The organism is Marinobacter sp. CHS3-4, from assembly GCF_030053415.1.
Lineage (GTDB): Bacteria > Pseudomonadota > Gammaproteobacteria > Pseudomonadales > Oleiphilaceae > Marinobacter.
In genome coordinates this window covers 1693394-1713775 of sequence record NZ_JASGBJ010000001.1, presented here as the reverse complement: position 1 = coordinate 1713775, position 20382 = coordinate 1693394, and the positions used below count along the sequence as shown (strand labels likewise).

Sequence of the window (20382 nt, the reverse complement as noted above, 5' to 3'; positions counted from 1 at the left end):
CAACAAGGACTCGAACCATGTGGTTTCGAAATGCCCGCGTATTTCGTTTTTCCAAACCCTTTGATATCACGGCTGAAACGCTAGAAGAAAAGCTGGCTCAGGACGCCTTCAAGCCCTGTGGCCCCCAGGAAACCACTCGCCAGGGCTGGGTGCCTCCCATGGGTAAACACAGCGATCTTCTGGTTCACAGCGCCGGTGGCTATCACCTGATTGCGCTGCGCAAAGAAGACAAACTGCTGCCAGCCTCGGTCATCAAGGAAATGGTGGACGAGAAAGCGGAAGCCATCGAGGCAGAGCAACACCGCAAAGTTCGCAAAAAGGAAAAAGACGAAATCAAGGAAGAAGTCACGCTGGAATTGCTTCCCAGGGCATTTTCCAAGAACCGTCGCTGCTACGCCTACCTCGCGCCTGCAGATGGTGTTCTGGTCGTCGATGCCGGTTCGGCAAAACAAGCGGAAGATCTGGCCTCTGCCCTGCGCAAAAGCCTGGGTTCCCTGCCGGTTCGCCCGCCAGCCGTGGAGCAGTCCCCCGCCTTCACGTTCACCGGTTGGCTGAACGAATCCATCGACCTGCCCGCTGCCATTGAGCTGGGCAGCGAATGCGAACTGAAAGATCCGTCAGAAGACGGCGGCGTCGTGCGCTGCAAAGGCCTCGACCTTCAGGGCGAGGAGATCCGCACGCACCTCGAAGCAGGCATGCAGGTGACCAAGCTGTCATTAACCTGGGACGACAATGCCTCTTTCGTATTGGACGAAGAACTCGGCATCAAACGGCTGAAGTTTGGCGAAACCCTTCAGGAAAAGCTGGACGATGTCGATTCCGACGACGCAGCCGCGCGCTTCGACGCAGCGTTTTCACTGATGACGCTGGAGCTCTCCCGAATGATTCCGGGTCTGTTGGAAGCCCTGGGAGGCGAAGACCGCTCCGCCATTGTGGAAGACACCTGATGTTCAAGCATTAAATCACGACCGCTGGCTAGTGGGAGCTCTGATCCAGACGCTCCCGCTGCCAGTCTTTTTGCGGCTCGTTGAGCACCAGCAGCAGGTCTATCACGTCCTCTTCTGCGTTGTACTGAAGCTGAAAGCCAAGGTGCTCCGCCAATCTCAGCATGGGCCGGTTGTCCGGAAGCACATTGCCCACCATTTCCACCGTGCCTTTAGCACGACAGTAATCAATCATCTTCTGCATCAGGGCAACGCCAAGGCCCTCGCCCTTCATCTTGTCGTGAACCATCACGGCAAATTCGCAGCGCAAGTTGTCTGCGTCTGTCCAGGTCCTGACCGTGCCAAGCGTTTCCTCGCCCTCACCGTCCTCACGGGGGGCATTGGCAATAAACACCATTTCGCGGTCGTAGTCGATCTGCACCATCTGAGCCACATCTTCCCGCGTGAAGTGTTTTCGATACTGGAAAAAACGGTAGCGAATGGATTCCGGCGACTGATGTTCATGGAACGCCCGGTGGGACGGCTCATCCTCTGCCAACACTGGCCGAATAATCGCCCGGCGGCCGGATTTGGGCAGAACAACCCATTCCTCCAGCTCTCTGGGATAGGCCTGGATGATGGGCTTTCCGGGGATATCTGAAAGGTCGATGGCGACATTGACCGCCACCGCTCCCGAGTCGTTGAACAGCAGCGGCGAAATTTCCAACCCGCGAATTTCCGGAATATCGATCACTATCTGGGACAAGGTAACCAGTGTCGCGGACACCGCCCGTATGTCCTCTTCCGGTCGCAAACTGTGTTCATTCAACAGTTTAAACATGTAGGTGCGCCGCAATAACTCACGAGCCAACACCATATTAAGCGGCGGCAACGCAATCTGGCGATCAGACATCACATTAATTTGCGCACCCGCGGCACCGCAAACCACCAATGGGCCAAATAACGCATCACGGGTAATACCCACGCTGAACTCAATGCCCCCGACGTGCTGATACGAGCGCTGAACCGCATACCCCAAAAATCCGCTTTTGGGATAATGGTTCTTGTATTCCTCCATCAGGAAACGGCAAGAATCAATAATGGCGCCCTCGCTGTTGAGCTTTTGCACGGTGCCTTTATAGCGGCGCTGACCTGGCGTTAACGTCATCAGAGGCACGCAGGACTGTTCATGGATCAAGGTGATATCAATTGGCCTGCGTTCCACTGCGAAGGCTTCCAGTACCTCTTCCACATCATCGCAGTAAACGGTTTCCACCGAATTGATGCCGTAGTCCGTAATCAAATCGCGGGCCTCACGGTTTGTAAGACAGTGCCTGCCGTCCCGCAATGCGCCAGTCACCATTCGGCGGGTCGTGGAACGGTCAGTCAGGTGGTCCGTGAAGGATTCCGGCGTCTCGGTCAGCAGACGCTGCACCCGTTGATGGCGGACGTGCTGCATGAAAGCAGTAACGGCCTTTTCCGGGTTAAAAAACGAAGGCACCCCTGCCCGATAGAATTCTTCGCGAGCATCCAGAACCGTACTCTGCCCCAACCAACAGGTGAATACGTTCAGACGCGTGCCCTTGGCCGCCCGCACGACCGCATCCGCAATCTGAAGATTGTCTTCCGTCAGCGTTGGTGCATACATCACCAACAGGTTGGCGACCTGACTGTCTTTGGCCAATATCTTCACCGCCTGGGCGTAGAGTTCGGGCGATGCGGCATAACCCAGATCGATCGGGTTTTTGCGAGTCCAGTACGGTGGCAACAATTTGGCCATGGCGGAAATCGTGGTGTCAGACAGCGTTGCCAGTTCGCCATCCAGCGAGGCCAATCGATCCACCGCCAAAACGCCCGGGCCGATACCGTTCGCCATAATGGCCAGACTCTCTCGTCGCAATTTACGCATGCGGGTCAGGGTTTCCAGAGCGTCGAACATTTGCCCAAGGCCATCCACCCTCAGCACGCCGGCCCTCTGAAGCATGGCATCGTAGATCGGATCGCTTTGAGTGAGCCCCACCGGAAGCTCATGTGGCATCCATTCAGATTCGGGCACCCGGCCACTTTTCACCGCTATAACAGGTTTGGTGCGCGAAGCCACGCGCACGGCCGACATAAAACGCCGGGGATTCGGAAGACTTTCGATGTGCAGCAGAATCGCGCGGGTTTGGGTGTCCTGGGCCAGATAATCGATCAGGTCGTCATGATCGATGTCCATGCCGTCACCCAACGTCAGAAAATAGGAGAAGCCAACGCCACGGGCAAAGGCCCAGTCGATGACGGAACTGGCAATCGTGCCTGACTGCCCCACAAAGGCGACCTTTCCGGGTATCGCCCCCATGTGGGCGTAGGTAGCGTTCAGCTTTCTTGCGGGCACCATCAGGCCAATGGTGTTGGGGCCAAGCACCCGTATACCGGTTTCCCGGGCGGCCTTTCGAACGGAATACATCAATGGCTGACCGGTTTTGCTGTGGCTGCGCGACATGCCGCCCGTCATGACGATCGCGGTTCGCACGCCCGCTTCGCCCAGCTTTCGAACCATCTTGGGGACCGTTTCCGGAGGCGTACAGATAATGGCCAGATCGGGCCGCAATGGCATCTGTGAGATTTTCCGAACGCAGGGAACGCCATGAACGTTGTCGTAGTGGTTTCGGTTTACGACAGACAAGCTACCGGGATATCCACCACCCATAAGATTCCGAAGCACCATACCGCCCAGGTTGTCTGCGCGTTCTGACGCGCCGATGACTACAATGGACTCGGGGTTGAACAGGCTTTCCAGATAGCGGGTGCTCACAGAAATCTCCTTTTCGATAGTCGGGCCTTCCCGCCCCTATCTTAGGGCCTTGGGCATGGATAGGAAACGCCACCGCCTGTTTAAGACCAAAGAAGCCGGGAAACCGGCAGGCAACCCTGTTAGTATCGGCCGAACAACAAGCTCAAAGCGCTGAAAAGACGTGTCGGGGCCATAATGACAACCGGATTTTTCTCTCACGACGACTGCATGAAACACGACATGGGGCAGGAGCATCCGGAGTGTCCGGAACGCCTGTCGTCCATCATCAGCTATCTGGCCCAGACCGGCCTCGATCAGGTCCTTGACTGGATCAGACCCGAAGAAATCACCCGCGACCAGTTGCTATTAGCGCACCCTGAAGGCTATCTCCATCAGCTGGATCTGATGGCTCCGACCAGGGGACGGGTTTTTACCGACCCGGACACCGCGATGATGCCGGATACCCTCAGAGCAGCACGCCTGGCGGCTGGTGCCAATATCCAGGCAGTGGACATGGTGCTCAGCAGTCAACTGACCAATGCGTTTATCTGTGCCCGCCCACCCGGTCATCACGCAGAACGCAGCAAATCCATGGGTTTCTGCTTCTATAACAATGTTGCACTGGCCGCCAAACGAGCGCTGAATTTTCACCAGCTTGAGCGTGTGGCAATCATCGATTTTGACGTACATCAGGGCAATGGCACCGTGGATATCGTGGGCGGTGATGAACGAATACTGATGTGCTCCAGCTTTCAACACCCGTTTTACCCCCACTCTCACGTCCACCGACAGGCGGAGAACATCATCAACACACCCATTCAGGCAGGCGAGTCCGCGGTTGCCTACAGAAAAGCTGTGGAAGATGCCTGGTTGCAGAAGCTGCAGGATTTCCGCCCGCAACTGATCCTGATCTCAGCCGGTTTTGATGGCCACCGACTGGACCCTCTGGCGGAATTGAACCTGGAAGCCGAAGACTATGGATGGCTGACAGAGATGATTGCCAGTGTTGCCAGGGATCACGCCAATGACCGCATCATTTCAACCCTGGAAGGTGGCTATCACCTGAAGGCACTGGCCGAAAGCGTTAACGCCCACCTCGACGTTTTGAGCAAGATTAACTGAGCAGCCGACAACAGCCCACGGATTAGCTGTTTGGAGACGCGGGAGCGTAACCCTGGGCCTGCTGCAGATCTGGCCGCTCGCCTTCCCGCTGCAAACGAATCGTCGTTCTACGGTTGTCAGCAGCGCGATTCGACGCCGGATACTGATCCGCATGGGCTCGTACAATGATCAGATCCTGGGATATTCCCTGCTCGATCAGATAATCCGCCACCACGTTGGCCCGCTCTTCGGACAGGGCGCGGTTGTTGATTCGGCTGCCGCTGCTGTCTGTATGCCCGTCCACAAACACACGCTCAACGGTCGAGTCGGCCAGCACATAGGTTACGATATTGTTCAGCAACCGGCGGTCGTTTGCAGACAGGCTGGTGCTGCCGGCCGCGAACGGCACCCGCGACCGCTTGATCTGATCGTAATTCACCGGCAGAAGACCAGCGGTACAGGAGCGATAGGCAGGAAACTGCTGGGAAAAATTGACGTTGGACACCTTAACCCGGACCTGCCGCCGGCGGTCATACCAGGATTCCCGGGTCACCGTCGGGCTCATGCCATCGAGCAGTCCCTGAATCAGCAACATGGACTGACGGGCATTTAGCTGAACCTGACGTGTCGCATCCGCGACTTTAACGCTGCCAACGGGGCGCGGTGTCACGCCGGGTCGCCAGGCAGGCGCCTCGACCACCATCTGGCCATCGCCCGGGCGCATCAATGCCAATTCAGACTCGAGGTAGAAAGACAGATCCTCACCGGCACGGTGCTTGAAAACGGCCCGTCCATATCCCGGAACCTCGTGAACCAGGGTACATTCGAACACCGACTGGGACAGATACCACTGGCTGTTCTCGATACCGGCACCGTAGGTGGCCGCAGTCGCCGCGAATGGCACAGTCATACCCGTTGTGAGCGCGATGGCGACAACGACGTTTCCGGTGAGTTTTGACAATCGAGCCATACTGCCTGTCCATCTGGTGAACTCCTACAAGGATAGTTTACGGCAGGCATCACGGATTCTTTAGCCCGCGGACATTAACAATCCACCGCCCGCTCAGGTACCCGTTCTGGTATACTGCCGCAAAATTTTGGCCTTGCCGGAAACGTTTCATGACCAACCAGATCACCATCACCCGCCCCGACGACTGGCACCTTCACGTGCGTGACGGAGACATCCTGAAAGACGTGGTTCCGGCAACCGCCCGACACTTTGGCCGCGCCATCATCATGCCAAACCTGACGCCACCGGTAACCAACGTGGATATGGCACTGGCCTATCGTGAACGCATTCTTCAGGCGTCAGCGGGCAGCGACTTTCAGCCGCTAATGACCCTGTACCTCACCGAAACAACCACCGCTGAGGATATCCAGGCCGCTAAGGAATCCGGCGTCATAGCAGCAAAACTCTATCCCGCAGGTGCGACAACCAATTCGTCGTCAGGCGTCAAGGACATCCGAAACATCTATCCGGTGCTTCAGGCCATGAGCGATTGCGGAATGCTGTTGCTGGTTCACGGCGAAGTCACCGACGCAGACATCGATATTTTTGACCGGGAAAAAGTCTTCCTGGACCAGGTGCTGGCACCGACAATAGAAGCCTTCCCATCCTTAAAAGTGGTTCTCGAGCACATCACCACGGCGGATTCAGCGGAATTTGTCCAGCAAAGCACCAGCGGCAACCTGGCGGCGACCATCACACCCCAACACCTGATGTACAACCGCAACCATTTGTTGGTTGGTGGCATTCGCCCTCATCTGTATTGCCTTCCGGTTCTGAAGCGTAATCGGCACCAGCAGGCACTGCGTGACGTGATCACAAGCGGCGACACGCGCTTTTTCCTGGGAACGGATTCGGCGCCCCATGCCCGCGACCGCAAAGAAACCGGCTGTGGTTGTGCTGGCTGCTATTCCGCTTACAGTGCGTTGGCACTGTATACCGAAGTGTTCGAGGAACTCGGCGTTCTGGACAAACTGGAGGCCTTTGCCAGCTTTAACGGCCCGGATTTTTACGGCCTGCCAAGAAACCAGGACACCGTCACCCTCGTAAAGAAGCCCTGGCAAATGCCGGAAACCCTGCCCCTGGCCGGTGGTGAGATTGTGCCGCTTCGTGCCGGTGAAGAACTCAAGTGGCAAGTTGCCTGATAACACGAATCTGGAGCCTTAGTGACTGACGAAACCAAACCGCCTCATCCTATGTCCCGCCGTTTCCGCGGTTTTCTGCCTGTTGTCGTCGACGTAGAGACCGGCGGCTTCAACCCGGAAAAAGACGCACTTCTGGAAGTGGCAGCGGTGATCCTGACCATGGACGAAGACGGCTGGCTGCAGCGTTCAGAGACTCATGTCCGGCAAATCGACCCGTTTGAAGGTGCCAATCTGGAGCAGTCGGCGCTGGATTTCACTGGCATTGATCCCTGGAGCTCCGAACGCGAAGCGGTGCCCGAGCGGGAAGGCCTGAGCGACATCTTCAGCCCGATCCGCAAGGCGGTTAAGGCCCACGACTGCAAGCGAGCCGTGCTGGTTGGCCACAACGCCACGTTTGACCACAACTTTATTTTTGCAGCGGCATTGCGGTCAGACATTCGCCGCAACCCCTTTCATCCGTTTTCAACGTTTGACACCGCAACCCTCGCGGGCCTGGCCTATGGCCACACGGTGTTGGCACAGGCATGCAAACTGGCGGGCATTCCGTTCAGCAACAAGGAAGCTCATTCGGCCGCCTATGACGCAGAGAAAACCGCTGACCTGTTCTGCGGCATTGTTAACCGCTGGCGCGCCATTGGTGGCTTCCCTCCGCCGCCACCTGAGCCGCCAGAAGAAGAATCCAAGACATAAAAAAACCCCGCCGTGGCGGGGTTTTCTTTTGGGCGAACGCCTTACCAGTAGATACCGCGCATGATGGCCGCGAATGCCACCTGCTCCGAAGATACCTTTGGCTTCTCGCCGGATTTGCTGCCGGCAGCGGCCGGTGAATCCGGGAACATCCGGTAACCGGTGTTCATCACGATCTCGCCCAACTTCGGCGCCACCGCATGCAGCACCTGTGCAAAGGTACCCAGCCGCGTCGCGACACGCTTCGGACGATACACAATCGCATTGGCCACCATATCGGCTGCTTCTTCTGGCGTCAGCGTGGGTACCGAATCATAGATCTTGGTTGGCGCGATCATCGGCGTCTTCACCAGCGGCATGTTGATGGTGGTGAAGGCCACGTTGCGATCAGACCACTCAGCGGCAGCACAGCGGCTGTAGGCGTCAAGTGCAGACTTGGATGCCACATAGGCCGAGAAGCGCGGGGCGTTGGTCAGTACACCAATGGACGAAATGTTAACCACGTGGCCACGACGCTGCTCCAGCATCTTGGGCGCGAAGCCCATGATCAGTCGAACAGAACCGAAGTAGTTCAGGGACATGGTGCGCTCGAAGTCGTGGAAACGGTCGAAAGACAGATCCAGTGAACGACGGATTGAGCGGCCTGCGTTGTTAATGAGCACATCCACCTGGCCGTGGTTGTCCAGAACGGTTTTTACGAACCGGTCGCAATCTTCCATGTTGGAAAAGTCGCACTGGTAGGCGTGGATGTTTCCGCCTTTCTTTTCAAGCTGCTCAGCAACTTCGTCCAGCTTTTCCTTGGTACGTGCACCAATCACCAGCGTTGCACCGGCTTCAGCCAGCTTTTCAGCGGTGGCCAGACCGATACCGGATGTTGCACCTGTTACGACGCACACACGGCCTTCAACGGTACCGCGCAGGGTGCGATCCTTGAACAGATCGGGGTCCAGGTTACGCTCCCAGTAATCCCAGATGACGGCGGCGTAGTCTTCCAGACGCGGCACTTCGATACCGGTGTCTTTAAGGACACGCTCGGTCTCACGGGCATCAAACTTGGTCGGGTAGTTGATGAAGGACAACACGGAAGGCGGGATGCCCATATCATCCAGAACGGCACTTGTCAGGCGCTTGACCGGAGGCAGGCTCTTCAGGCTCTGGCGTATGAATGGCGGAATAAACCCGAACATGCGGGAATCGATCCGCATTGCCATGCGCGGCGCGTGGCCTGCCTCGGCGAAAATATTGAGGATCTCGCCAACCTTGTTGGGATCAGAATCCACCAGGTGGAAGCAGTTACCGTCTTCACCTTCCAGATGGGCGATGTGGTCCAGCGCATTAACGACAAAATCAACCGGAACAATGTTCAGGCGCCCGCCCTCTATACCAATCGTTGGTACCCACTGCGGCAAAGCATGGCGAATCTTCTGAATCATCTTGAAGAAGTAGTAAGGGCCGTCGACCTTGTCCATCTCACCGGTTTTGGAGTGACCGATGACCATGCCGGGACGGTAGATCCGGTAAGGAACCTTGCAGTTTTCACGAACCACTTTCTCGGATTCGTGTTTGGTTTTGAGGTACGGATGGTCCAGTTTTTCCGCTTCCTCAAACATGTCTTCCCGGAAGGTGCCTTTGAACAAGCCAGCAGCGGCTATGGAAGACACATGGTGGAAGCATTTTGCGTCCATTGCCTTGGCGGCATCAATGGCACTGTGAGTGCCTTCGATGTTGGTCGCCTGCTGGGATTCTTCATCCGCGCCCATGTCGTAAACGGCCGCAAGATGGAAAAAGTGATCAATGTTGCCCTTCAGCGACTTCATGGTTTTCGCATCAATGCCCAGGTTGGGGCTGGTCAGGTCGCCGACAACCGCCTTGACGCGCTCTTCATCCGCACCCCAACGCTCGCGCAAAACATCCAGCTTGCCCTGAGATTGCTCACGAACCAATACGTAGACTGTGCCGCCGCGAGCCAGCAGCTTGTCAACGAGAAAACGTCCGATGAAACCGGTGCCACCCGTCAGAAAGTAATTCATTGATTTTCCACCCTGCTTATTAACTATTTGTTGTCTGTCCCGGCTTCACTCCGACCATACGACGAAAGTCTATGAACCGGGGAAACGTCGGCATTGTACTCAACTGCATTCCTCATGTATTGAACTTTATTAGAGCAAATACTCATTTAAGCCATTGTTTTAATTAGAGCTTATACTCTATTCAGGCTCACCGGAACGCGGCTTCACCTGTCTATACAAAAGGCGTACTGAGTTTGAGACTAGCACATGGTTTTGAGCCTGCCCGCAAATCCACATGATTACACGGTTGAAATGAAACTGGCCGTCAGCAGTGACATAATCAGTGCCAATTTAATAAGTCCCAAACCACTCTATTTTGACCTGGTAAACGTACTATGCAGAGCAAAGATCCGAACGCCGACCGCTACATCACCATCGCCCGCGCTTGCCTTAAGGCAATTAACGACACGGCAGCGGACTCGGGCAGCCGGGAGCAGAAAATTCAAGCCGTTTATGAAGCGATCGATACCGCGTTTAAAGCCGAATTCGAAGACTATCGACAAGCGGTCGCCGTCATGAGCACCGTGCTTGAACGCATTGCTGGCGGCCAGCTGGATGCTCAGGCCGCCGCCAGCCTCGCTCAGAAAACGCTGGACCAGCAACCCCACGCGACACGAAATGATCAGATCCATTAACAGGCAGGTACTATGCAGTCAGATACATGGCAGTCAGTGGAACAGAATCTCTTGAAAACGATCGGGCTGGTTCTTGCGCTTTTGATATTCGCAGGCCCTGCGCTTGCCGCCACCGCCCCCGTCAAAAGCCCGAATGACAACAACGCCTATCGATATCTGACGCTTGAAAACGAGTTACGGGTTCTGTTGGTCAGCGCTTCCGACTCTGACAAGGCCGCAGCCTCAATGAATATAACCGTGGGCAGTGGAGACGACCCGGCAGATCGCGAGGGCATGGCACACTTTCTGGAGCACATGCTGTTCCTGGGCACTGAAAAGTATCCCGATCCGGGCGAATACCAACAGTTCATCAAAAGCCACGGTGGCAGACACAATGCCTTCACGGCGTTTCGCGACACGAACTATTTCTTCGATGTGCAACCGGAACATCTGGACGCGGCACTGGATCGATTTGCCGAACAGTTCGCCGCTCCCCTGTTCACCGCGGAACTGGTCGACCGAGAGCGTCAGGCGGTTCACTCGGAGTTCAGCTCCAAACAGAAAGAGGATGGCCGGCGTTTCTATTCCGTCAGAAAAGCCATCAGCAACCCGAACCACGCGTTCAGCCAGTTTGCGGTCGGCAACCTGACAACGCTGGAAAACACCGAAGACAACCCGTTGCGACCGGACCTGATCGACTTCTGGAAGCAGCACTATTCTTCCAATCTGATGACTCTGGCCGTCTATGGCCCGCAGTCTCTGGACGAACTGGAGCAAATGGTTCGTGGCCGCTTCGCCCGCATCGAAAACCGCCAGCTATCGGCCAAGGTTCATGACGAGCCATTGCTGACCGAGGGCACTCTGCCCGCAAAGGTTCGGGTTGATGCCCTGAAAGACATTCGCAGCCTGAGCCTGGCCTTTCCGATTCCCTCTCAGCAGGAGCACTATCGCAATAAGCCGGTGCGCTATCTGAGTGGACTGCTGGGTCACGAAGGGCCTGGAAGCCTGTTTGACCAGCTCAAAAAAGCAGGCCTGGTCGAGAGCCTGTCTGCGGGCAGCGGCATGGATACTGGCCAGGAAGAGACCGTGCAGATCAGCATGTCGCTGACACCCGAGGGCTTGAAGCAACAGGATCGTATTGTGGACCTGACCTTTGCCTATATCGACCGGATTCGCGAGAACGGAATCTCCAAGCGCCGCTACCAGGAAATGAAGCAGCTTGCAGAAATCGACTTCCGCTTCAAAGAAAAACAGGCGCCGATCAACACGGTCACCAGTCTTTCAATGCAGATGCCCCATGTCGCCCCAGAGGATGTGCTTCGCGCGCCCTGGATGATGGAAAACTACGCTCCAGATCAGTACCGGGACGTACTAGCCCGCCTGACGCCGGACAACGTGGTGGTTGCGGTGCAGGAACCCGACCCGCAACTGGAGTCCGTCAATAAAACGCCCTGGTACGAAGCGGAATGGTCCATGACCAAACTGTCTCCGGACACCCTGGTGTCTTCAGCGAAGGATAAACTCGCAGAGGGCCTGGCCCTGCCCGCGGAAAACCCCTTCATTCCTGAAGACCTCAGCATGATCTCCGGCCAGACCATGGCCCAGCCGATCTCACTGGGGGCCATTAAAGGAATGGATGTCTGGTATGCCAGGGACACCCGATTCGAGACGCCAAAGGCCAATGTCTTTGTCAGCCTGAGAACACCGGCCACCCGCGCTTCCGCAAGAAGTAGCGTGCTGTCGTCACTGTTGATTGACGCGATTAAAACCAACCTCAATGCCTGGGCTTACCCGGCACAACTGGCCGGCCTGGACTACAGCATCTACTCCCATCTACGCGGCATCACCATCCGGGTGGGAGGCTACAGTGACAAACTGCATACTCTGATGAATCGCATACTGACGCAGGTCGCCGATCCGACACTGACCCAGCAACGGTTCAATATTGCCCGGGAACGGATGATTGACGGGCTGATGAACAAAGCCAAGGACCGCCCGGTTGAGCAAACCTCTGAATTCATCCAGACCGGCCTGCTTGAAGGTGCCTGGAGCACGGAGGAAAAACTGGCCGCAGCAAGAAACGTCACTCTGGATGAGCTGGAATCTTTCTCCGAAGCCTTCCTGTCTCATGTCGACCCGGTGATGCTTGCCCACGGCAACATGACCCAGGCCTCTGCCCTGAACTTTGCTCAACAGGTCAGCGCCTCGGTGCTTCGCAACAGTGAACGGGTGCAGGTTAAACGCAGCCAGGTTCGAGCATTGCCGGAGCAGGAAACCACCGCAACGATTGAGGTAGACCATCCGGACACCGGTTATACCCTCTATGCCCAGGGTGACAACACAGGCTTCAAAGAGCGCGCCATCTATCGCCTGCTGGCGCAGATCGTCGCCAGTGATTTCTACGAGGAAGTTCGCACGAACCAGCAACTGGGCTACATCGTGTATGCGATGCCCTATGAAATGCTGGAAACGCCTGCCCTGGGATTCGTCGTTCAGTCACCGAGTGCCAGCGCCAACGAAATAGACGCCGCTGTTCAGGCGTTTTCCAGGGAATTCATGATCACCCTGTCTGACATGAAGCCTGAGGACATCGCTCGTGAAAAGCAGGCGGTCATCAGCAAGCTGCTGGAGAAGGATCGCCAACTGGGTGAAATATCCCAGCGTTACTGGCAGGAGATTGACCGGGGCGAGACGGATTTCAATTCGCGCGAGCAACTGGCCAACGCCATTCGCAACGTCAGCCGCGCCGATTTGATGGACGCTTTCCAAAGCAAAGTGGTCGAGCGCTCGCAAGCACTTCGCGTGGACACCGCCAAACAAACCGATAACGGAGACAGGGTTCTGGAAGTCGTTAGCGAACGGCCTTTCGTTCCGGACGCCTGAATCAGGACAGCCTGTGATAGTCCGGGAACTGGCGGATGAAACGCTGCCAGTCCTCGGGCTCGTCCACATCCCAGCGGGCGGGTAATTGAACACAGGAAAGACCCACGGACTCCAGACGCGCAAGCGTCTCTTCCAGCGCCCGATCCGTCCCCCAGCTTACATCCGCCAGCATTCCCGCAAGATGCTTTCTGGCACCGATCAGAACATAGCCGCCGTCATCTGAGGGGCCAAGCACTACATCCGCCTCGTTGAGAGCTTGAACGGCCTGCTGCACGTACTGGGCATCGACAGACGGGCAATCACTGCCGACGACAATTGCCTTCGAATGGGTGTTGAGCGCGTCTGCCAGGGCCGCTTCCATCCGTTCACCCAACACATCGCCCTCTTGCGTGCCCTGGCGAACACCGAGTGCTTCGATGCGTGAAAGAATGGAGTGAGAAGCCGCAGGAACGTCAGCAAGGGGCCGATCCCACAGGAACCGGACCTCCTGCCCGCTGTCAGCAAGGTTCTCAAGCACAGCAAGGCTCAGTGCCACATGGGCCTCAAGCGCACCTTGCTCACCGAGCAGTGGGGTCAGCCGGGTCTTCACGCGTCCCGGCTCTGGCCATTTGGCAAACTGCATGACCAGCGCCGATTCTGGAGTCTTAGTGTTCACGTCTTACATCCGCCCGATAGAGTTTTGCCAGGGATTCAGGAGAGTCGCCCCGCCAGAACCGCCAGCGAATTCGCCACATCAAAAACACCGTACGCCAGGCACCATTCTTCTGCCAGCGGCGACTGTCCGTTGTCACCGGATCGCTGATGCAGAACGGCCGGGACTCACGCTTGAGACGGGCAGACAATTCCACATCCTCCATCAACGGAATAGCCGCAAAACCACCGAGCCGTTCAAACACCGATCGACGAACAAACATCGCCTGATCTCCTGTGGCAATGCCGCTAAGCCACGATCGACGATTGATGAACCAGCTTATCACCCGGAATAAAGGCCGCCTGCCGCTCAGGCGGACGTCAAACCGCCCCCAAGCTGCGTCTGACCGCTGGAAATCGGCCAGATGATTCAAAGCGTTTTCAGGGAGCAGCGTATCGGCGTGAAGGAAAACAAGCACATTGCCAGTAGCGACGGCAGCGCCAGCGTTCATCTGCACCGCACGGCCGGGGGCCGAGCCGATGACCCGATCGCACAAAGGCCGCGCCAGTTGAACCGTATCATCGTCACTGCCGCCATCAACCACCAGCAACTCGTGGCCTGCCTGCCGAAGCGACTGAAGGCCGGACAGCGTTGACTCAATGGTCTGGGCTTCCCGCCATACGGGCATGATAATGCTTAGCGACACACGCTCTGACAAAACGCCTCCTTCCGCTGTGGATGAACCCGCCTTGAGCCTCGGGCCTTCGGCCGCTATCATACCGGCCTTTCCAGCGAAATGCCCCCGTAGCTCATCTGGATAGAGCGATCCCCTCCTAAGGGATAGGTAGCAGGTTCGAGTCCTGCCGGGGGTACCAGTTCAACGCCCACTCTCACTACCTTCGTACAAAGACCAGACATTGGGCTCAGTTGGCCAGGATCTCACTCGCTTTCATGACTGCCTGAGTACGATTCAACACATTCAACCGCTTATAAAGTTTTGATAGATGGTTTTTGATGGTATGGGCGGAGACATCAAGAAGTTTGGCTATTTCTTTGTTCGATTTCCCTCTCGCCAATAGCGCAAGGACCTCAGACTGTCTGGGGGTGATAGTTCTAAGGGTTGCTGGTTCTGAATCAGGATCGAGGGGGGGAATAAATACTTTGCCTTTCATCGCCATCAGCAGCGCTTTTTTAAGCAGAGCTGTTTTCTGCGACTTGTACACAAACCCCGAAGCGCCACTTGCAATGGTTTTGAGTACGCACTGCTGGTCCTCAGAGGCTGAAACGAAAACAAGGGCGGTCTCCGGAAGCAGCCCGCACATGACGCTCACGAGTGGCAAGCTATCCGATCCCGGTAATGATAAGCCAATGATAGCCAGCTCAAAGGCCGGATTCGCCCTCGCGCAAGCAATGGCTTCATGGTCAGTTGCTGCCGTGACGACCTCTATATCATTGGCAAGTTTATTCACCAGAACCGTCAGTCCGTCCCGAATCAGCTCATAGTTATCCGAAATTAGAATCCTCAAATTGAGCCCGCCTTTTCAGGCTCCAATTTCATCAAAGCCTTTTTACGAAGCTAGCACGAAACTGCCCTTATGCGGGTAAATATTCACTAGACCCCAACTTCTGCTGAACCACGGGATCGGACGTTAATGACTAGGCCATTTGGGCTACATACCACGATGAAAATGTAGCCTAGATTAAACACGGTCATTTAGTTAAGGACTGAGCGGGTGCCTGTCTGTGCTGACGCGCATCAATTTTCGAGATGGGACAATCACGCTTACTTTTTCGATAAATGTGAGTAAAAGCAAATTTGGACAATTAGAGTCCAGTGTGCCGTGAATCAGAAAATAGGGAATGTTCATGAGCAAAAATAATAGAAACAATACTCATCGATTTTCGGCGTTAATGTTTCCCAACAGGATTTTTCGATTATTTACTATCCTGATAACCCTGAGTTCCGTTTCTGTATTAAGCGGTTGCAACGATGGTGACAATAATTACTACGGAACAACAGCCGATGGAGATGGCGGTGAAACAGACGCAGCTAGACTCGACACGGATGGCGATGGACTGACCGATCTGGAAGAAGCCGCCGCAGGCACATCGAAGCGTTTGGCCGATACGGATGGCGATGGATTCAGTGATTTTCAGGAAGTGATCGAGTTTGGCTTTAATCCAGACAACAATAACTTTCGTTTTAATCCGTTAATCGCGGATGTTGTAAAGCTTGGCATTGAAGTGACTTCCGCTCCGGACTTGAGTATTGACTATCAATTGGAATCAGGGAGCACTGAGACCATCTCGGTGACACGCGAACAGTCCCGGGCCACTGCACAAACCGTCAGCAACACCTCCAGCAACAGTCGAGCCGTGGAAGAAACCCACACGGCGGGTGTTGAATATTCATCCACGATTTCGGCGAGCACCCTGGAAATTGGTGGCAGTGCCACAGCGTCAGCGAGTTATGACTACAGCAACGCAACCACCAACGAATCCAGCGTGAGCTATACCCAAGAGCAAAGCACCGAAAACACCGAAACGCTGGGTCTGGCGGAAGCCTTCGAAAGCTCCAATGAATATACAGAAACCGGCGGCACACTGGCGCTAATTCTGAAGGTGCGGAATGACAGTGACCTCTCATTCCAGGTCAAGAGCATCCGGCTCGGGGCCGTAACCCTGGACAGCGAAGACAGGCGCGCCTTAAAACCCGTAGGCAATCTGGACATCGATACATCCTTGGTCGGCTTTTCTTCGTTTACCCTGCCACCCCAGACAACTACCGACAATTTAACCTTTAGCACCAGCCTGCAGCTGGATGCGATCAAGGGCCTGCTGCGCGACCCGCGGGGCCTGATCGTGAGAGTCGCGTCGAGTGAAATCGTCGACAGTAATGGCGTCGCCTATGCCTTTCGGGATACCGAGATACGCACCAAAACCGCGACCGTCTTAATTGACTATGCGGGCCTCAAGCGATCGGAAGGTTACCTGGTCGCCACTAACGTGAATCAGCAGACCGGCCGCGTAGCGGTTAGCGATGTGTTGGCCGACATTCTGAACATACCCTACACCCTTACCAGTGATGGTCAGTTAGCGTCGGTCCGTAGCCTGCAAGCGACCCCCACCGCCTATTGGGTGGCGGTTCACGTGAGAGACACCGGTTTCGGCTCACCGGTGGTGACGGTGTTTAATTCCACCGCCCTCAATGCCGAGGCGTTTTCGGAGCTGGAACTGAAGTCCGGCGATTCACTAGCCTTGAACTTTATGGAGGACCTGGACGGAGATGGGGTGGGTCTTCGCAGCGAGCGTCTGTTCGGCTCTGATCCGAATGACGAGGACACCGATGATGATAACCTGCCAGACGGCGTAGAACTGCAGGGTTTTGACCTTGAGATCCTCACCGCCGATGGAGGGACCATTAGTCGTAGGGTAAGACCCAGCCCGATAGCGGCAGACATTGATGGCGATGAACTCACCGATAGTCAGGAATGCGACATGTCAAGTTTGCTCTGCTCCTCAGACCCCAACTCGGCGGATACCGATGGCGATCGGATACCAGACGGGTTTGATCTGCAGCCCGCTGCTTATACCAGTCTTGAGCTGACAAACTTCTCGGCCTCGGCGACATCCAATACCCCTCGACTGGAATTTGAACTGCCGACGCTTGACGACCTTACCTACACGGTCACGCGGGAAAGCGTTGGCCTGACGGGCGAGCTCACACTCTGCACAAAAGGCGAAGATCTTTGCCCATCGGTTGTTATTGCCGATCAGGTTAGCCCAGCGGATTCTTCGCCCATCATCATAACGGATACAGATGGCGGAGATCCGGATCGACAATTCCACTATCAGGTCTATTTATCCGTCAATGGAAGTCCAGATATTTTGGTCAAGGAACAGGGCCTGAATACGATCGTCAAACAGATAGAGATGACAGTCACCTTGTCCAGTCTCGAGGAGATTATCTGCTGGGATGAGATTCCACTGCTGGACAGCAGTGTAGACGATGGAACAGCGAGAGACGAAACATGTGAATTGTTTGGGTATTTATCGGTTTCCTTGGTGCCAGATGGGGATGGCCCTGTGATTGCCACAGAGCGAGGCGGGGTTCAATTCATTGAGACGGGGGACAATCCTCAGGATTTTGAATTTGCCGAAAAGACATTCTCTGTTCCCGATGTGCCGGGAACCTGTATCTTTGTAAAGCCGAGGCTTTGGGAGAAAGAGGACAATAAAGTGGATTCCAACACAGACGACGATCGACTGTACAATGCCAATCTATCTTATGTGAGCTATAAGTCGGCTGCCACTATGCATTGCCAAGTTGACGGTTGGAATACGGGTCAACACAAAGTTGGAATGAAATACCAGCAAGTTCAGGATCAGTTCACCGCGTTTCTCCCAAACCTCTTTGACATCACTTTTCTGGTTGAACAAGACAGTGAGACCTATAACGGGTTGTCTGAGAATCTTGAGCTAAAGGTCGTTTACGATGTCACTGTGACCCCGTGACATCACGCGGCCTGACACCGGGTCGGGAACAATCGGTTGCTGTCAGCACTGATTTTTTCTGCACCCGGTAGTATTGGAAGCGGGCACAAGGGAAGCGCACGTGCCCTTTCCTCCTGATGTTTGGTTGCACAGCGGGGAGCAGGTCAATACGACACCTAGGGTACGGTGAACGTTTTAGTAAAAAATTTGTGGGTACTACTGCGGGTACCAGTTATCCCTTTCTCTCACCCCGGGTTAAACTGTCGCTCCAGTTTCTGTCCGGACTCACACATGGCCCGCTTCACCGAAATCGGCACGGCAATAATACCAGGCAAGGGAACCCGGTTGCGGCTGCTGCAGCGCAACGATGAATTCTCCATCAAGATAGCCGGTACCACCGGAGAATTGATGAATAGTCGGGTGCATGGCTCGGAGGACGCGCTGGCCACCTTGGCCTGCGAGCGTATCGCCGATCATCCCGCCCCACGCATACTGATTGGCGGGCTGGGGATGGGGTTCACGTTAGCCGCAGCTTTATCGGCCACAGACAACGAAGCGCGGGTCACGGTGGCGGAGCTGGTACCGGAAGTTGAGCAGTGGAATCGTGGGCCATTGGGTGCAGCGGCAGGTAACCCTCTGGATGATCCCAGGGCCAGTGTCTACATCGGTGATGTAGCGGAGCTGCTGAAAACCAGTGATGGGGAGTGGGATGCGATTCTTCTGGACGTAGACAACGGCCCGGAGGGACTGACCCGCAAGGAAAACAACTGGATCTATTCCGATGCCGGCATTACCGCCGCCCAGAAGGCGCTGCGCCCGGACGGCGTTCTGGCTTACTGGTCCGCCAGCCAGGAACACAGCTTTACAGAAAAACTGCGTGCGGCAGGGTTTTCTGCGGAGGCGGTTACGGTCCGCGGCCTGCGCCCCGGCAAGGGCGCCTACCATGTGATCTGGCTGGCCTGGTAAGGCTACTTTTGATCTCCCGCCAGCTGATCAAGGCAACCGGCGCTGGAAAAGACTCAGAATACCAAGCAGTATTACTGCACCGATCAACGATACAACGAAGCTCATAACCGTGATGCCCTCATTGATCGAACCTGCACCCAGCAGCGGCCCGATCAGCCACCCACCAATCAGTGCGCCGACGATGCCCACCACAATATTGAGGATAATGCCTTGTTGTCCATCCGTGCCCATGATCAGGCTGGCAACCCAACCGACCAGACCACCCATTACGAGCCATATGATTATGCCCATGGTATTTCTCCACTAATTCTGGCGCACCAGGCGCCATTTTATTGGGCAAAAGGCAGAGGCTCGCGCCCCTGCCATTGCTCCTTACACTAAACACCCGTGAACCGGGATTTACTTCTGAACTTTATATTCTGGCGCAGACTTCAGACCTTCACGGGTCTGATTAATTCTCAGTTTGCGCTCATCGGCCGTGCCTGATTTGGTGACCTGATCCCAGCTAATGGCGACGTTCTTCTCGCCCATACCCAGGAATCCACCAACACCGACAACTATGGCGACCACCTGACCGTCCCGGTCAATAATCAGATCGCTCACAGAGCCTACTTCCTCATCACCCGTGGTTGTAACGTCGGCACCAATCAGATCTGTCGCTTGCATGCCTTTGGCGGGCGCTGCGCTCATGTAACTCTTAGCCTTCATCCCGGAGTGACCTGGATCGTTCTGGTCAGCCCGAAGCTTGGCGTCGGAGGACTTACCGGACTCATACGCCTCTTGACTCGCCTGGCTTTCTCCGCCCACGCTCGAATCGGATGATTCCTGAGCAAGCAGAGCGCCAGAACCCAGAGTCAGGGCCGGTGCCACCATTGTGTAAAATGCTAAAGCATGTAACTTTTTCATTGGATTCTCCCTGGAACCGGATGTGCAACTCGGACAAAATGTCCTTGTTTGCTGCCTCATCAGGGCGTCCTTCCCTTGCGTCATCGCCGGAAAGGCAACTGAACTACTGCTTGTGACTTCAAATTCAGGATGAGCTTCTAAATTACTCCGGAGGAGCCAATCAGTCGGTTCGGTGGCGCAC

The 20382-nt window shown here is 55.6% G+C and carries 16 protein-coding genes and 1 tRNA gene; 9 read left to right on the top strand and 8 right to left on the bottom strand.

Features of this window, described 5'->3' with window-relative positions:
- The first annotated feature begins 17 nt into the window (after positions 1-17).
- The gene (rdgC, locus tag QLQ17_RS07870; RefSeq protein WP_283208991.1) at positions 18-947 is read left to right on the top strand and encodes a recombination-associated protein RdgC; all 930 of its coding nucleotides are present in this window, start codon (positions 18-20) and stop codon (positions 945-947) included.
- A gap of 28 nt (positions 948-975) precedes the next feature.
- On the opposite strand, the gene QLQ17_RS07865 is transcribed toward rdgC, so the two are convergent.
- Positions 976-3720 carry a bifunctional acetate--CoA ligase family protein/GNAT family N-acetyltransferase gene (locus tag QLQ17_RS07865; protein ID WP_283208990.1) on the bottom strand — a complete coding sequence of 915 codons (2745 nt, stop codon included), beginning with the start codon at positions 3718-3720 and terminating at the stop codon, positions 976-978.
- Positions 3721-3894: 174 nt separating this feature from the next.
- On the opposite strand from QLQ17_RS07865, the gene QLQ17_RS07860 reads away from it, so the two are divergent.
- Positions 3895-4821, top strand: coding sequence for a histone deacetylase family protein (locus QLQ17_RS07860; protein ID WP_283208989.1), 927 nt, complete (start codon positions 3895-3897; stop codon positions 4819-4821).
- 22 nt (positions 4822-4843) lie between these two features.
- Here the strand turns inward: QLQ17_RS07860 and QLQ17_RS07855 are convergent, their stop codons facing one another.
- Positions 4844-5770 (bottom strand): flagellar protein MotY, encoded by a 927-nt coding sequence (locus QLQ17_RS07855; protein WP_502867357.1) that lies wholly within the window; start codon positions 5768-5770, stop codon positions 4844-4846.
- 149 nt (positions 5771-5919) lie between these two features.
- Between QLQ17_RS07855 and pyrC the strand changes: the two genes are divergently transcribed.
- Both pyrC and rnt read left to right on the top strand, forming a co-directional pair.
- Positions 5920-6951 (top strand): dihydroorotase, encoded by a 1032-nt coding sequence (gene pyrC, locus QLQ17_RS07850; RefSeq protein WP_283208988.1) that lies wholly within the window; start codon positions 5920-5922, stop codon positions 6949-6951.
- A gap of 21 nt (positions 6952-6972) precedes the next feature.
- Positions 6973-7641: a ribonuclease T gene (gene rnt / locus QLQ17_RS07845; RefSeq protein ID WP_283208987.1), complete on the top strand. Its 669-nt coding sequence runs from the start codon at positions 6973-6975 to the stop codon at positions 7639-7641.
- Positions 7642-7682: 41 nt separating this feature from the next.
- On the opposite strand, the gene QLQ17_RS07840 is transcribed toward rnt, so the two are convergent.
- Positions 7683-9668: an SDR family oxidoreductase gene (locus QLQ17_RS07840; RefSeq protein WP_283208986.1), complete on the bottom strand. Its 1986-nt coding sequence runs from the start codon at positions 9666-9668 to the stop codon at positions 7683-7685.
- 374 nt (positions 9669-10042) lie between these two features.
- Between QLQ17_RS07840 and QLQ17_RS07835 the strand changes: the two genes are divergently transcribed.
- Together QLQ17_RS07835 and QLQ17_RS07830 are read left to right on the top strand one after the other, a co-directional pair.
- Positions 10043-10342 carry a hypothetical protein gene (locus QLQ17_RS07835; RefSeq protein WP_283208985.1) on the top strand — a complete coding sequence of 100 codons (300 nt, stop codon included), beginning with the start codon at positions 10043-10045 and terminating at the stop codon, positions 10340-10342.
- Positions 10343-10354: 12 nt separating this feature from the next.
- Positions 10355-13204, top strand: coding sequence for an insulinase family protein (locus QLQ17_RS07830; RefSeq protein WP_283208984.1), 2850 nt, complete (start codon positions 10355-10357; stop codon positions 13202-13204).
- Position 13205: 1 nt separating this feature from the next.
- Here the strand turns inward: QLQ17_RS07830 and QLQ17_RS07825 are convergent, their stop codons facing one another.
- The gene (locus QLQ17_RS07825; protein ID WP_283208983.1) at positions 13206-13859 is read right to left on the bottom strand and encodes a TIGR04282 family arsenosugar biosynthesis glycosyltransferase; all 654 of its coding nucleotides are present in this window, start codon (positions 13857-13859) and stop codon (positions 13206-13208) included.
- Complete coding sequence (locus tag QLQ17_RS07820; protein ID WP_283208982.1) at positions 13849-14613, bottom strand: TIGR04283 family arsenosugar biosynthesis glycosyltransferase; 765 nt, start codon at positions 14611-14613, stop codon at positions 13849-13851. Before QLQ17_RS07820 ends, QLQ17_RS07825 begins: the two co-directional genes overlap by 11 nt.
- A 20-nt stretch (positions 14614-14633) precedes the next feature.
- Here QLQ17_RS07820 and QLQ17_RS07815 point away from each other — a divergent pair.
- Positions 14634-14710: transfer RNA gene (locus tag QLQ17_RS07815), tRNA-Arg, on the top strand.
- Between the two features lie 48 nt (positions 14711-14758).
- On the opposite strand, the gene QLQ17_RS07810 is transcribed toward QLQ17_RS07815, so the two are convergent.
- Positions 14759-15361, bottom strand: coding sequence for a response regulator transcription factor (locus tag QLQ17_RS07810; protein WP_283208981.1), 603 nt, complete (start codon positions 15359-15361; stop codon positions 14759-14761).
- A gap of 340 nt (positions 15362-15701) precedes the next feature.
- Between QLQ17_RS07810 and QLQ17_RS07805 the strand changes: the two genes are divergently transcribed.
- Positions 15702-18350, top strand: a complete 2649-nt coding sequence (locus tag QLQ17_RS07805) for a hypothetical protein (protein WP_283208980.1) — start codon at positions 15702-15704, stop codon at positions 18348-18350.
- Between the two features lie 270 nt (positions 18351-18620).
- Positions 18621-19295: a spermidine synthase gene (locus QLQ17_RS07800; protein WP_283208979.1), complete on the top strand. Its 675-nt coding sequence runs from the start codon at positions 18621-18623 to the stop codon at positions 19293-19295.
- A 27-nt stretch (positions 19296-19322) separates the two neighbouring features.
- Here the strand turns inward: QLQ17_RS07800 and QLQ17_RS07795 are convergent, their stop codons facing one another.
- Together QLQ17_RS07795 and QLQ17_RS07790 are read right to left on the bottom strand one after the other, a co-directional pair.
- Positions 19323-19586, bottom strand: coding sequence for a GlsB/YeaQ/YmgE family stress response membrane protein (locus QLQ17_RS07795; protein ID WP_283208978.1), 264 nt, complete (start codon positions 19584-19586; stop codon positions 19323-19325).
- A gap of 108 nt (positions 19587-19694) precedes the next feature.
- Complete coding sequence (locus QLQ17_RS07790) at positions 19695-20201, bottom strand: PRC-barrel domain-containing protein (RefSeq protein WP_283208977.1); 507 nt, start codon at positions 20199-20201, stop codon at positions 19695-19697.
- Positions 20202-20382: the final 181 nt, after the last annotated feature.